Source organism: Bifidobacterium sp. ESL1130 (assembly GCF_058507935.1).
Genome location: NZ_CP196379.1, coordinates 1874078 through 1886899 on the forward strand (window position 1 = coordinate 1874078; position 12822 = coordinate 1886899).

A 12822-nucleotide genomic window follows, 5' to 3' on the forward strand; every position below is an offset into this window, starting at 1 on the left:
AGCCTGATGATAGGGCCAGCCTAGAGAATTTCCACCCGCGAAGCATTGCCGACAATGGAATAGAAGGGCGAGCCCTGCCGATCACGGGTTACGGTACCGGTCAGACGCTCGGCTCCCAGAGCCACCGAGCCGTTATTCGATTCCACGTGGTACCCGGTTGCGGGAGTGAGGCTGCCACGCAAGGATATTCGTGCCGAGGAGGCGAAAAGTTCGCATCGTTCACGGACCCGCAGAGATTGGGAAACGATGCTGCTGGACACGCCCGAAATCGCTGCATTTGCGCACTGTACGCGCCGCATCCGCAGCGATCCGCTCGTTACCGAACAATGCAAGGTGCCAACTTCAATGTCCTCGACATAGGCAGCTCCTGAAGACGTCTCCACATTCAAGATATGAAGCGGCTTGAACGCGGGCAGCGCCACCACCAGGGACGGGGTAGTCCACAACCATGAAAGCGAAGGCTTTTCCTGCTGAGACTTCTTCTTCCAAGCTGAAGTTTTCTGGGTTATAGTCAGCGCATGCGAGTCGTTCACGGTTACCGTGAAGCAATCTGAAGCGCAACAACGAAGATATATGCCTGGCTGATTGGATTGCTTTACCATCAGTCGCACGTCCCCGGTGGACACCGATAAAGAGTCAATCGTGTCCAGTTTCATGAGCTTGCCATATCGTTCCAATCCGAGCATGGTCCTTCTTTCTCACTGGGACAGTTCAGGCAGCTGGCACACCTGACCGTTCATATAGAGGCCACTTATCATGGCATCTATTGAGCGGCTCTGCACTTCGAATATGGAATTATCCGTCATATAACCTGCCCTTGCTTCTTCATTAAACGGTCTAAGACCGTTCCGTCGAGGTACGAGAACCGAACAAATCTAGTGGAAAGGACTCCATCCAAATGAGAAATCCTCACCTTTTTAAATAGGTAAATTTTACTATATAGGAAAACGCTTCCTTTGTCAACAACTGGATAAGCTATAATTATTTTCTATCATTTTCCCTATTTGATGGAGCAGGTGTGGGCGCGCGCGATACTAAACTACTCGTCCTTGGAGTGGTCATGCTCCGCGAGCCAACGTACGGGTATGAAATCGAGAAGGAACTCAAAGCCTGGAACGCGGACAGATGGGCCGGCGTGGCCCGCGCATCCATCTACAACCAGCTCAAACACCTGAGTAAAAGCGGGATGCTGCAATTCGATTCCACCAGCAAAACCGAAAACAGGCCAACGCAATACCGCTACCGCATCACCGACAAAGGCCGGCAAGAGTTTCTGGCATTGGTGCACGAAAAGCTCGACAATCCACAACCCCAACCCGGCGATCTCATGCCAGTGCTGTGCTTCATCCCCTACATCCCCGAAGAAGACGTGACGCGCGCCTGCCGCAGACGGCTACAGAACAACACAGCATTTCTCGAAGCATTTGACGATGCCATGGAAACTTGGTTTCCAACAGCCGCTTCTGATGCCTCGTACGATTCGGGCACCGCAGACACTCCGGGCGTCTCGAACACCTCAAACGCAGCTGCGTCGAATTCCTATACCCAAGAAATCTTCCACTACGAAAAAGCCGCCATCATGGCCGAGACAGCGTGGCTGAAAGAATTCCTCAAACGGCTGCCCACCTACTACAGCAAAGCATCAAAAGACAAAACAACTACAGTCTCATCGTGAGGTTTCACCGGCACCCACACTGCACTGACGCCCACCTCACAGTCATTCCATCGACTGCGCGTAGGTACTGCAGCGCGTGGCGAAGGCTGAGAACACCTGCTCGGCAAGTGGCTGCACCTCGCAGTCATAGCGCGCAAAATCATCACGAATTTGCGCAATCTGCGATTTCTTGAGGTTTTCCGTCATCTTCGGCTCAGCAAGCCATTCATCCAGCAACGTTGCCGTGACTTCCATATGAAATTGGAATCCGATGGCTGTTTTGTAGCAAAACGCCTGATTCTTCGTGTGCTCGGAGCTGGCGAGCAGCTGCGCGCCTTCGGGCAGTGAAACCTTATCGCCATGCCAATGCAAGACATTCAGCTTCTTGTTCCACATCGAAAAGTAGTCATTGCACGCCACCTTACTGATGGGAGCAAACCCCAGCTCAGCATGCTTGGCGCGTTCCAGTTTCGCGCCTAACGCAGTAGCGATAATCTGATGCCCCAAGCACACACCCAGCACCGGCATACCAGCCTTTACCGCCCGGCGCACCATTTTCGCCTCGGTCTTCAACCCTAGATAGGTTTCCGTGTCGGCAGCCCCCATTGGCCCGCCCATCAGCACCAAACCTGAGAAATCGTTGACATCGCTGTCTTCCATAGCCTCATCTTGTACCAGGTTGACCGTTTGAGAATTCACCCCGTAGTCGTCGAGACTATCGAGAATTCTCCCCGGTTTCTCCCAAGGCACATGCTGCACAATAAGCACTTTCGCCGTCGTCATACCACCATTATGCCATTTTGTCTTGCCATAGCCTGTGCATGCACTCAATATTGACTCAAACAGTCATTTTCATCTACAAAACTGTCGCAGTACTTCAACCACAAATCCAGCCACGCACATCCCTCAAGTGCCATTACAGTCGCGCACGATCAAGCACGACAATCACCCCCAACCGCCCATCCGCCCACCTCGCTCCTGCCATACCCCCAAAATATCCTCTCAAACTGGAAATCTGACAGTCATATATCTGCTCGAAGCCGAGATCGTTGATATTTCGCCATTCTTGTATTCGGGCATAGCTCTCGATATTTGGAAAAGTACTCACGGAACAAAAACGAGGCGTTGGCCGTGGTGTGTGGAGCGTCGCGCCGTGGATTGTCTGACAAACATCATAGGCTTAAAGGACATTACACAAGCTTAAGAACCGCGAGATTTCAGGTTTTAAGTAATTTACATACATCGGCACAGGCCTTACCCAGATTGGCGGCGTGATATGACTTCAGCAGAGCAGCACAGCAGCAAGCTGGCCACGACAGGCGACCGCAACGATGTGCGCGAAGGCTCTAGCGCAGAGTCCTCCAAGGCAATGGGTGAGAACTCCGATGCAAAGAACCGCACTCCAATGAGCTTAACTCCTGAAAACCAACAGATTGCCGACAAGCTGGCCGTCTACAACACGGCCACGCACAGCGTAGAGCCGTTCGAACCAATCGTGCCAGGGCAGGTAGGGATGTACGTGTGCGGCGCCACCGTGCAGAGCTCACCGCATATTGGCCACATCCGTGCAGGAGTAGCGTTCGATGTGGTTCGCCGTTGGTTGGAAAAGCTGGGATTCAAGGTCACCTTCATTCGCAATGTGACCGATATTGACGACAAAATCCTCACCAAAGCGCACGCTGCCGGGCAGCAGTGGTGGGAGCGCGCCTACATCTACGAGCGCGAATTCACGCACGCTTACGAAACACTCGGCGTGATGGCTCCTACCTATGAGCCGCGCGCGACCGGGCACATCGGTGACATGGTGGAGCTCATCGAACAACTCATCAACAACGGGCACGCTTACGTTATTAAGGATGCGGATGGCAAGCCGACCGGGAACGTGTTCTTCGACGTAGCCAGTTGGCCGCGCTATGGCGAGTTGACGCGGCAGAAACAGAACGATGAGACTCACGACGCGCGCCCGTCCGAAGGCAGCGATGCGAGCGCCATCAATATCCCGACTCAAGCGGCGCGGCATACCGATGCCGCAGAGACAGGCGCAGCGGCCGGCACAGACGCAAACGCAGAGGTTAACACCGACAGAGACGCTGACACTGCGATTACTGATCAAATGGGCCCGAGTGTGGATCGAGCAGGAAACGACCGCTACAACCCCGCAGATCCAGCCGACAACGTAGACGGCAAACGAGATCCGCGCGATTTCGCATTGTGGAAGGCCTCCAAGCCCAGCGACCCGGCGACCGCACGCTGGCAAACCCCGTTCGGCGAGGGGCGGCCGGGCTGGCATATCGAGTGCTCGGCCATGAGTCACCGCTACCTCTACAACCCTGCACAACCGAGCCAAAGCATGTTCGACATTCACGGCGGCGGGCTCGACCTGCGCTTCCCGCACCACGAGAACGAAATGGCACAGTCTTTGGCCGCCGGATGGGACAGCGCAAACGTATGGATGCACTCGGCTTGGGTGACGGCCAAGGGCGAGAAAATGAGCAAATCGCTGGGCAACGGGCTCTCCGTGCCGGCGGTATTGGCGGAACACTCAGCTTGGGTGGTGCGTTACGCGTTAGGAACCGTCCACTACCGTTCGATGCTGGAGTGGAGTGACCAGACTCTGGCCGAAGCGCAGGCGGCATATGAGCGCATCAATAATTTCACCACGAGAGCCGGCGAGGCGCTGTCCGCCCAGCCTTCTCGCGACGAGGTGGCAGCAGTAAGTGCCACGGAGCTGCCCGAGGACTTCGTGACTTCCATGAACAACGATTTCAGTATATCTGGTGCGACCGCAGCGATATTTAGCGCCATCCGCGAAGGCAATGCACAGATGAGCGAGCTTGCCGAAGCACAGGCGGCAGGTAAGAGCACAACCGACGTCCAAGGTAGGCTGCACGCCACACTGCTTTCCGTGCGCGCCATGCTTGATGTGCTCGGTCTTGACCCGCTCGCCGAACCGTGGGCAGCGGGGGCGCATGGTCAGTCCGATTCGGCGCAGGCGGACGGAGCAGCCACCGAACATGAGGTGCTCGACGCCATGGTGCACGATTCGCTCGATGCACGTTCCGCCGCACGCGCTGCCAAGAATTTCGAGGCGGCAGACCGCATCCGCGACTATCTGACCGCCAAGGGCATCACCATCGAGGACGGGCGTGACGGTTCCACGTGGAGCCTCAAGTAGCGGCTCCTAAACTTTTCCCGCGCGCCCGCTAGAATTGTGGACATTATGGCAGCATTTAGTTCTTTAACAGACAAGCTCTCTAATGCCTTCAAACACCTGAAGAGCAAGGGCAAACTTTCCGAGGCGGACATCGACGGAACGATCCGCGAGATTCGCCGTGCCCTGCTCGACGCCGATGTGGCGCTCGACGTGGTGCGCTCCTTCACTTCCACCATCCGCGAGCGCGCGTTAGGCACCGAGGTTTCCGAGGCGCTGAATCCCGCCCAGCAGGTGGTGAAAATCGTCAACGAGGAGCTCACCAACGTGTTGGGCGCCGGTGTGGATCGCCCGTTGAACTTCGCCAAGAACCCGCCTACCGTCATTATGCTGGCAGGTCTGCAAGGCGCGGGTAAGACCACGTTGGCAGGCAAGTTGGGCTACTGGCTCAAGGATTCGGGTCATACTCCTCTGCTGGTTGCTGCCGATTTGCAGCGCCCGAACGCTGTGACCCAGCTGGAAGTGGTCGGCGAACGCGCCGGTGTGCCGGTATATGCTCCCGAGCGCGGCGTGCAGTCAGCCGGCGGCGAGGCTGTAGCAACTCCGGGCAGCACGTCCGGCGACCCGGTCAAGGTGGCACGGGACTCCATCGCATTCGCCAATGAGAAGCTGTACGATACGGTCATCATCGATACTGCGGGTCGTTTGGGCGTAGACGAAGAGCTCATGGCTCAGGCGCGCAACATTCGCGACGCTGTCAACCCCAACGAAATTCTTTTTGTAATCGACGCCATGATCGGCCAGGATGCTGTCAAAACCGCGCAGGCGTTCGACCAAGGCGTGGACTTCACCGGCGTGGTGCTCTCCAAGCTCGACGGCGATGCACGAGGCGGCGCAGCACTCTCTGTGGCGAGCGTGACCGGCAAGCCGATTCTCTTCGCTTCCAACGGCGAAGGCCTGAAGGACTTCGAGGTGTTCCACCCCGACCGCATGGCTTCTCGAATCCTTGACATGGGCGATATTCTCACGCTCATCGAGCAGGCGCAGAAGGAATTCGACGAGCAGCAGACGCTCGAATCAGCCAAGAAGATGGCGCAGGGCACGTACGGTCTGGACGACTTCCTCGAGCAGCTACAGCAAGTGCGCAAGCTCGGCTCCATGAAGAGCATTCTGGGCATGATCCCAGGTATGGCCGCACACCGCAAGGAACTTGAGCAGTTTGATGAGAGCGAAATTGACCGCACAGAGGCCATTATCCACTCCATGACCCCTGAGGAGCGGCGCGACCCGTCCATCATCGACGGTTCCCGCCGTGCGCGCATCGCCTACGGTTCAGGAAACACCGTGTCGACGGTCAACGGTCTGTTGCAGCGATTTGAGCAGGCAGCCAAGATGATGAAGCGAGTGACCAACAAGGCTTCGGGCGGTATCCCAGGCTTCGGCGGCCCTGCCATGGGCGGAGGCAAAGCCGGCAAGAAGGGCAAAAAAGGCAAGAAGGGCAAGTCGAAGTCCGGCAATCCAATGAAGCGCGAGGCTGAGGAAAAGGCGTTGCGCGACAAGCTGTCCGGCAAGGGCGGCAGCAAGTCCGGCGGTTCGGCGTTCGCCAAAAAGCAGGATCCGAATGGTCTGCCACCTGAGCTCCAGGAGGCTTTGGGAGCAGGGAGTGGCGGTCAAGGCTCGCAGAACGGCGTGCCTGATTTGCCGCCGAACTTCGGTGGTGGACTGTCGGGGCTGCTGGGCTGACCAGTGCCAGTTGCCACTTATTCGCCGCGGTGACTGGCACATGAATGCCGCCAGTCACCGCACGACCTCAAACACCTACTACTTCTACTTATTGGCTCATTCGTACTCGTCCGTGAGATGAGTCATCTCATCCTTTGCCTGACGGAAACGGAGTCGTCATGATTGCTTTGAATATCGTGACGGGTCTACTCGCCGTTTGGACGCTGCTACGTTTCCTGCCGGCGGGCTGGGACGGCCGTGCGCCACTGCCCTATTTCATCTCGTTTGTGCGGTTCCTGTGGATTCCGGCGGCGGTGTGCTTGGTGCTGGGCGCTGTCACCGGTAGCACCTTTGCTACGTTGCTCAGCGCGGGCATCATGGTGGTGATTGCCTTCGTAAATTCGCCGTGGCATCGCAGGCGGGTGTCTCGCGCAACGGGGCGCGGCATACAGCTAGATAGCGGGGCGCAATCGCACACTGACGGTACCGAGGCCGCAACTGAAACTGCAGATGCAACTGTACCTACAACTGGTAGTAGCAACAACAATGGCACCAACAGCGATAACGATAACAAGACCGCCTGCAAAACCGCGAATGGCCTGTCTACCAAGCTCAACGTTATGACGCTGAACTGCCGCTTCGGCAAAGCTGATGCGGGGGCGATTGTCACTGAGGTTCGGGAACGAAACATTGCCGTGTTGGCGTTGCAGGAGCTCACTCCTGAACTGGTTCGCGCACTGGACGATGCTGGCTTGGCGCAGCTGCTGCCCTACCGTCAGCTTGGACGCCACCAAGCAAGCGACAACGGCGGATTCAACGGCATTTGGACTGTTGACAAACCCGAGGACTCTGCTGCGCGCAGCGTCGATATTGAAGCTGCCGACGCCCCGTACGCCCAGGTTGGAGGCATCACCTTCGTCAGCGCTCACCCCAAGTCCCCCATGCGTGGGTGTCGTGAGTGGTCGGCCGGCATCCGCGCACTGGGAACACTGGCAGAACAGCCATTCGCTGACCGCGGCACACCCGCAGCACATGACGTTGCCGCAAGAGATACCGGCATGGCCAGCCGCAACAAGACTTCTACTAGCGCTGCTGCCGCCACCGCCGTACCCGCAGCAGTGGTGATTATGGGCGACCTCAATTCAAGCCTGTCGCACCCCAGTTTCCGTGCTCTGCTGCGGTCCGGCTTTACCGATGCCGGACTGGCCGAACATCACCGCACTGTGGCCAGCTTCCCTGCTTGGCTGCGCTGGCCACGCCTCGAACTCGACCATGTTTTGGCGAGTGCGCCACTCATTCCCACAGATGCCATGGCCGTATCGGTCCCCGGCACCGACCATCTGGCGCTGGTGGCTCGCGTGCGGCGGCGATAATGTACCACCGGCAACTGTCTCACACTGATTTTGCGCTCAGCCGCCCGTCAGCCATGGCATAGAGACAATCGGCAATCTGGTTCAGCTCATCACTGTGATGCGAGGCGATGACGATGGTGCGCCCCAATTCTCGCTGATGACGCATCTCATCGAGGAACAAGGCTACGGAACGCTCATCCAAACCGTTAGTAGGCTCATCAAGCAGCACCAGATTCTGATGTTCCATCAGCGCCTGCACGATGGCTAGCTTTTGCCTCATACCCAACGAATATGCCTTGACTTTCTCGTTTTCATGCCCCTGCAACCCAAAGTGCTTCAGCAACCGTTCCACCTCTGCCTGGTCAAACGCCTTATTGATGCCGGCGAGGTACTCGAGATTCTGCATGGCAGTCTCAGACGTGACGAAACCGGGATTTTCGATGATTACTCCAACAGAATCCGGCAGCTTTTCGTTGAATTCTACTGGTTTATCACCAATGAGAACCTCGCCTTCATCAAGCTGTATGAACCCGCATATGGCTCTCAGCAGCATGGTCTTACCCGAACCGTTGGGACCAACAATGCCATAGATGTGACCGCGTTCGAATTTCGCGGAAACATTGGTGAGCACCGGCTTCTTCTTGATGGTTTTCGAAATATTATTGACTTCAACGTACATGATAATTCCTTTATCGATTGGTCATCTGTAGGATGACTCCTGTTTTTCTGGTTGACGCATGTCTACACGGGATGAAATGCACATACCGGGTTTGCATATGCTGTATCACGGAAACGACGGTGCGTAGTAAAGATGCCTACCTTCGCCGCATCCCTGCTCACTCAATTTCATAGCGGTTGAACACAATTGCATTGCCCACCACCAGCAGCACCGTGGCCCCAGCCAGTACCGGTACCCAAGCCGGCACCGCGCCTACCGTTGCGAACGCGAACCATTTGGTGAAATTCGGAACGGCAAGAAGCAAACCGTAGAGCAATGCCGCAACGAAATACCCTATGGCTCGATTCCCCAACAGATAGCCTGCGTTGGCAGTCAGCATGAGCACCAGAAGCGTCCATGCCGCACACACGGAGGATACCAATATCCGAGCAGTGTACGAACTTGGAAGAACCATAACGGCAATCACCGTCTGCAACCCGGTGAACACCAGGCAATAGACAATCACCAGCGCGAGATAGCGAACGAAATGCATGATGCCGCGGCGCGCACGAACGTAGACATAGTAGTCAGGCACACTCAAATACTCTGACATCTGCTCCAGAGGTATCGCGACGCCGCAGGCCATGAAGCCGATGGCGGCCGCATTGACCATCAGGTCTGGTACTCCGACATCTTTCGAGAGGTGGTACATGCCAATGAACACGCCATTGTTTTGCCCGGAGAGTACACCCGTGTAGAACTGGAATGTCAGCAGCGCCAGCAGAACGAGTATGAGCAAGCGAATACCGGTGCGCCCGCTCAGTTGCTGCCAGGCACGATGAACTTGATGCACGGCAATCACCCGACTTTGTCGATGTAGTCAAGCCGCTCAAACGCCGTCTGGTTTGCCAAAATCATCAGCAGCCCATATCCGACGAACGGCACGACCTGATCGAAGAGAACTTGCCTCCAGTCCATGCCGACGGGATACCAGAAGTAGTACAAGTAACGTCCCATGGTGCCTGGGAATGCCAGCAGAAACCAGCCTCCCAACACAAAAATGATGGTGACCCACGGTACGACCTGACCGAACGAAAACCCGAGATTGACCAATAACAACACGAGCAGCTGCACGGCAACACCCATCATCACCAGCTGAGCGAACACCATTATGACCACCGACCAGCATTTGGCAACGGCAGGATTGCCGAACACGGCAAATTCCATGACCGCGAACAGAACCGCGCCGAGGGCTGCTTGCAGCACTGAGACCACCAGCACCCACGCCATATTGACGGCCAGCTCTCGTTTGGGTTGCTGTCTCACACGTTCGAAAGCCGGATATTGCGTGCTGCCAGCGGCTTGCAGTATCAGTATGGACGGCAACCATCCTACTACGGAGGCTTGCCTCATGTACGTGTCGTAGTCACCGGCAAAATCGGACTGCTGAGAGAAGAAGAACGAAGCAACTGAATACAGAATCGCATATACCAGCGCCACGGCAACCACGATTTTCTTCAGATTCGAGGACCTTCGCAGCGGTGCCAATACCTCACTAACTGACATCGCACTTCCTTTCGACAAACACGCAAAGCCACGACAAGAACGCCAAACCCAACACGGTAATCACAAAACCAGTCGCACTGTAATTGCGGCCTCCCGTGGCGGATTGTGCAGAAGCGATATTCAAAAACGTAACATGACTAAGTTCATTGGGAACAGCCCCAAGCGTAATATCCGGCAGTGCCCACCAAACCAGACTGACAACAAATGGAATCAGCAACTCCACAAACCGCTTTTTGGTAAAGAAGGAAACTCCGACGGCAAGGGTAGCGAAAAGCCCTGAAATAAGGAATACCATTAGCAGTACAGTTACAATGAGCAGCACCTGATTAGTTTTATATACATCATATAACCACGTTTTTGAATCAATCAAAATATATCGATAACATCCAGCCGCTTTATACTCAGCTTCTGTCATATACGTAGCAGCATCAGGCGCGCAATCAACTCCATCAATGAATGTCATGTGCGGATCTCGTACAGCTGCCACAAGCAAGTTCAGCAGCAAAGGCATCGTACCTCCTATGCCACCAAGCAGAAAGCCAGAGATCATCGATCCTCGAAGCACTGAGTTTCTGCTTTTACGAGTATACAAACTATTGATTCGCCCCGTAAAACGCTCAATAGAAAAAACACTGCCACCAATCAGCGCTGCAAAGAATGGCAGCAGCAGTAAATATATAGGACCGGACGAGCCATCTCGACTGAATAGCATTACTTCACGCAGAAAAGTCGGGGCACTCGCCGTCGGCATGAATCCTGCATGCCAGTACGACCAATGGTTAAAGAAAATAAGCACAGCAGATGCTGCGATGATAATTAGTATGCGCACACTGAACAGATTACGAATAAGCTGTCGTTTTATCATTGCCCACATGTATCCTCATTCACCTCTCTTCTATAAAAGGTGCGCAGCTATTGAACATAGCTGCGCACCCCAGATACATCACACAGAGTCGGGGCTCCACACACCATATCCGGTGTAGCCATTCCCACTGTTACTTTGGGTTCGCATATGAACTTGCTTTCGCCCGTACCGCTCGTAAGTAAAATTACTTACTTTTCGAGCTTGCCCAGAAGTCATATAAACCGTTGCCGAAGATACATCCTCATTGTGATAGCCAAGCATCCATGCACGAACAGTCTTGTTAGCATACTGCGTGCGAATATACCCAGATGAGGCATCCTGCTTCTGCCGATTCGGAGTATCAACAGTATTCCAACCGCTTGTGGTCGCCGACCAGCCAGTATCACCATGATTGTTAGCCATCGCCGGAGCAGCGAAGCTGAACATGGAGACTACAATAGCGAGCGAGGCCATAGCCTTATGCTTTATATTCATAGTCTTCATTTTTATTCCTTTATTTCGTGAGTACACCCCACATTGCTGTCGGGTCCACTCATGTGTGGGCTCAGACAGACAAAACACAACTTTGTGCTATCCGAACAGCTCCTACAACAAGCCGGAGCTGTTAAGAGAATAACAAAATATTTCTCACAGAGCAAATATGTATATGAAAATAGCAAATATTTTTTTTGCTTCCACATGCTTAAAATATATGCAAAATCAGCAATCTCGGCGCGACACGCCGACAAGCGTTGCAGACACAACGACAGCACTCTCCAACGCCGGCGCCCACCAAATATCACACGCCGCTCACGCCCTGCCACGTACTGCGGTTGACTCGCGCTCGATGACGGTAAAGGGCACGTAGTGCGGGAAATTGCCCTGCTCCCCCGCGGCAAGTATGTCGCATCCGTCTTTGCCCATGCGGTCAAAATCTTGGGTCACGCTGGTCAGACTCGGCCGCACCATATCTACCAGTTCCGTGCCGTCGAAGCTCATAACACTCAAGTCCAAAGGCACATTCAACCCCAGTTCCGACGCGCGGTTCATCGCTCCGAATGCCGTCAAATCACTGGCTCCGACGACGGCGGTCACGTCCATACCGGCCCCGCTATAGGCATCGACCGCCGCCACACCGTCCTCATACACGCACGTGCCGTACTGAATCCACCGCCCCTCAACAGCAAGACCGTGGTCCTTCATGCATTGCCGGTAGCCATCCACGCGCAGCCGTACCGCGCCTTGGTCGGGAATACCGGCAAGACCGATCGCCGTGTGCCCACGGGAAACAAGAAATTCGGTGGCTTCGTAGCCCATCTTAAAATTGTCGGAGGTAACGAATGGCAGCGCGTTGTCCACCACTGGGGCAGACAGCACCACGCACGGTATGCCAGAATCGTGCAGCATACGTACGGTTTGCTCATCCAGTTCCAGAGAGACCAGCGCCACCGCACGCACCGCACGTTCGACAGCTGCACGAATGGCACGCTGCTGAGCCTGGGAATCATTGTTACCTACATGAATGACGAACACATCCAAGTTGTGCTGTGCGGCCTTGGCTTCAATCTCACCCACAATGTTGGTGCCGAAGTTCGATTTGGTACTCGACATGACCACCGCGATGATATGACTTTCGCGCTGCACGAGATCGGAGGCGGCCATGTTACGCACATATCCCATGCTTTTGGCCGTTTGCTTTACCAGTTCCACCGTTTTATCATTGTGCTCGCCTCTGCCTGAGAGCGCTCTGGATATGGTGGCGGTTGAAAGGTGCAGCCTCTCGGCGATGTCCTTGATCGTAACTCGCGATCGCATTGCCATGCCGCACATCCCCTTGCAGTAAACGTTTCCTCATTAACCGGCTCTTCTCATGCT

Annotated in this window: 12 protein-coding genes; 4 read left to right on the forward strand and 8 right to left on the reverse strand. The window is 55.2% G+C overall.

Annotation, left to right across the window (positions count from 1 at the left end):
- Positions 1 to 20: 20 nt before the first annotated feature.
- The gene (locus ACSYSO_RS07465; RefSeq protein WP_491701748.1) at positions 21 to 686 is read right to left on the reverse strand and encodes a DUF4097 family beta strand repeat-containing protein; all 666 of its coding nucleotides are present in this window, start codon (positions 684 to 686) and stop codon (positions 21 to 23) included.
- Between the two features lie 374 nt (positions 687 to 1060).
- On the opposite strand from ACSYSO_RS07465, the gene ACSYSO_RS07470 reads away from it, so the two are divergent.
- Positions 1061 to 1675 (forward strand): PadR family transcriptional regulator, encoded by a 615-nt coding sequence (locus tag ACSYSO_RS07470; RefSeq protein WP_491701749.1) that lies wholly within the window; start codon positions 1061 to 1063, stop codon positions 1673 to 1675.
- Between the two features lie 42 nt (positions 1676 to 1717).
- Here ACSYSO_RS07470 and ACSYSO_RS07475 read toward each other — a convergent pair whose 3' ends face one another.
- Positions 1718 to 2437 carry a type 1 glutamine amidotransferase gene (locus ACSYSO_RS07475; RefSeq protein WP_491701750.1) on the reverse strand — a complete coding sequence of 240 codons (720 nt, stop codon included), beginning with the start codon at positions 2435 to 2437 and terminating at the stop codon, positions 1718 to 1720.
- A gap of 586 nt (positions 2438 to 3023) precedes the next feature.
- On the opposite strand from ACSYSO_RS07475, the gene ACSYSO_RS07480 reads away from it, so the two are divergent.
- The 3 genes from ACSYSO_RS07480 to ACSYSO_RS07490 all read left to right on the forward strand — a co-directional run bounded on the left by ACSYSO_RS07480 (position 3024) and on the right by ACSYSO_RS07490 (position 7900).
- On the forward strand, positions 3024 to 4829 hold the full coding sequence (locus ACSYSO_RS07480; RefSeq protein WP_491702084.1) for a cysteine--tRNA ligase: 1806 nt from the start codon (positions 3024 to 3026) through the stop codon (positions 4827 to 4829).
- A 45-nt stretch (positions 4830 to 4874) separates the two neighbouring features.
- Positions 4875 to 6548, forward strand: a complete 1674-nt coding sequence (gene ffh, locus ACSYSO_RS07485; protein ID WP_489799390.1) for a signal recognition particle protein — start codon at positions 4875 to 4877, stop codon at positions 6546 to 6548.
- Between the two features lie 158 nt (positions 6549 to 6706).
- Positions 6707 to 7900 (forward strand): endonuclease/exonuclease/phosphatase family protein, encoded by a 1194-nt coding sequence (locus ACSYSO_RS07490; protein ID WP_491701751.1) that lies wholly within the window; start codon positions 6707 to 6709, stop codon positions 7898 to 7900.
- Positions 7901 to 7919: 19 nt separating this feature from the next.
- On the opposite strand, the gene ACSYSO_RS07495 is transcribed toward ACSYSO_RS07490, so the two are convergent.
- The 6 genes from ACSYSO_RS07495 to ACSYSO_RS07520 all read right to left on the reverse strand — a co-directional run bounded on the left by ACSYSO_RS07495 (position 7920) and on the right by ACSYSO_RS07520 (position 12768).
- Positions 7920 to 8558 carry an ABC transporter ATP-binding protein gene (locus tag ACSYSO_RS07495; protein WP_491701752.1) on the reverse strand — a complete coding sequence of 213 codons (639 nt, stop codon included), beginning with the start codon at positions 8556 to 8558 and terminating at the stop codon, positions 7920 to 7922.
- 157 nt (positions 8559 to 8715) lie between these two features.
- The gene (locus tag ACSYSO_RS07500) at positions 8716 to 9390 is read right to left on the reverse strand and encodes a hypothetical protein (protein WP_491701753.1); all 675 of its coding nucleotides are present in this window, start codon (positions 9388 to 9390) and stop codon (positions 8716 to 8718) included.
- A 5-nt stretch (positions 9391 to 9395) separates the two neighbouring features.
- Positions 9396 to 10103 (reverse strand): hypothetical protein, encoded by a 708-nt coding sequence (locus ACSYSO_RS07505; protein ID WP_491701754.1) that lies wholly within the window; start codon positions 10101 to 10103, stop codon positions 9396 to 9398.
- Entirely contained in the window at positions 10093 to 10968 is an 876-nt protein-coding gene (locus ACSYSO_RS07510; RefSeq protein ID WP_489799380.1) for a hypothetical protein, read from the reverse strand. The genes ACSYSO_RS07505 and ACSYSO_RS07510 overlap by 11 nt, the downstream gene beginning before the upstream one ends.
- A 78-nt stretch (positions 10969 to 11046) precedes the next feature.
- Positions 11047 to 11451, reverse strand: a complete 405-nt coding sequence (locus ACSYSO_RS07515) for a DUF2712 domain-containing protein (RefSeq protein ID WP_489799378.1) — start codon at positions 11449 to 11451, stop codon at positions 11047 to 11049.
- A 306-nt stretch (positions 11452 to 11757) separates the two neighbouring features.
- Positions 11758 to 12768 (reverse strand): LacI family DNA-binding transcriptional regulator, encoded by a 1011-nt coding sequence (locus ACSYSO_RS07520; protein WP_491701755.1) that lies wholly within the window; start codon positions 12766 to 12768, stop codon positions 11758 to 11760.
- Positions 12769 to 12822: the final 54 nt, after the last annotated feature.

Excerpts from the sequence above, each read along its gene's own strand:
- ACSYSO_RS07480 (WP_491702084.1), top strand. The coding sequence starts at position 3,024 with ATGGGTGAGAACTCCGATGCAAAGAACCGCACTCCAATGAGCTTAACT.
- ACSYSO_RS07515 (WP_489799378.1), bottom strand. The coding sequence starts at position 11,451 with ATGAAGACTATGAATATAAAGCATAAGGCTATGGCCTCGCTCGCTATT.
- ACSYSO_RS07495 (WP_491701752.1), bottom strand. The coding sequence starts at position 8,558 with ATGTACGTTGAAGTCAATAATATTTCGAAAACCATCAAGAAGAAGCCG.
- ACSYSO_RS07520 (WP_491701755.1), bottom strand. The coding sequence starts at position 12,768 with ATGGCAATGCGATCGCGAGTTACGATCAAGGACATCGCCGAGAGGCTG.
- ACSYSO_RS07475 (WP_491701750.1), bottom strand. The coding sequence starts at position 2,437 with ATGACGACGGCGAAAGTGCTTATTGTGCAGCATGTGCCTTGGGAGAAA.
- ACSYSO_RS07505 (WP_491701754.1), bottom strand. The coding sequence starts at position 10,103 with ATGTCAGTTAGTGAGGTATTGGCACCGCTGCGAAGGTCCTCGAATCTG.
- ffh (WP_489799390.1), top strand. The coding sequence starts at position 4,875 with ATGGCAGCATTTAGTTCTTTAACAGACAAGCTCTCTAATGCCTTCAAA.
- ACSYSO_RS07470 (WP_491701749.1), top strand. The coding sequence starts at position 1,061 with ATGCTCCGCGAGCCAACGTACGGGTATGAAATCGAGAAGGAACTCAAA.
- ACSYSO_RS07490 (WP_491701751.1), top strand. The coding sequence starts at position 6,707 with ATGATTGCTTTGAATATCGTGACGGGTCTACTCGCCGTTTGGACGCTG.
- ACSYSO_RS07510 (WP_489799380.1), bottom strand. The coding sequence starts at position 10,968 with ATGATAAAACGACAGCTTATTCGTAATCTGTTCAGTGTGCGCATACTA.
- ACSYSO_RS07465 (WP_491701748.1), bottom strand. The coding sequence starts at position 686 with ATGCTCGGATTGGAACGATATGGCAAGCTCATGAAACTGGACACGATT.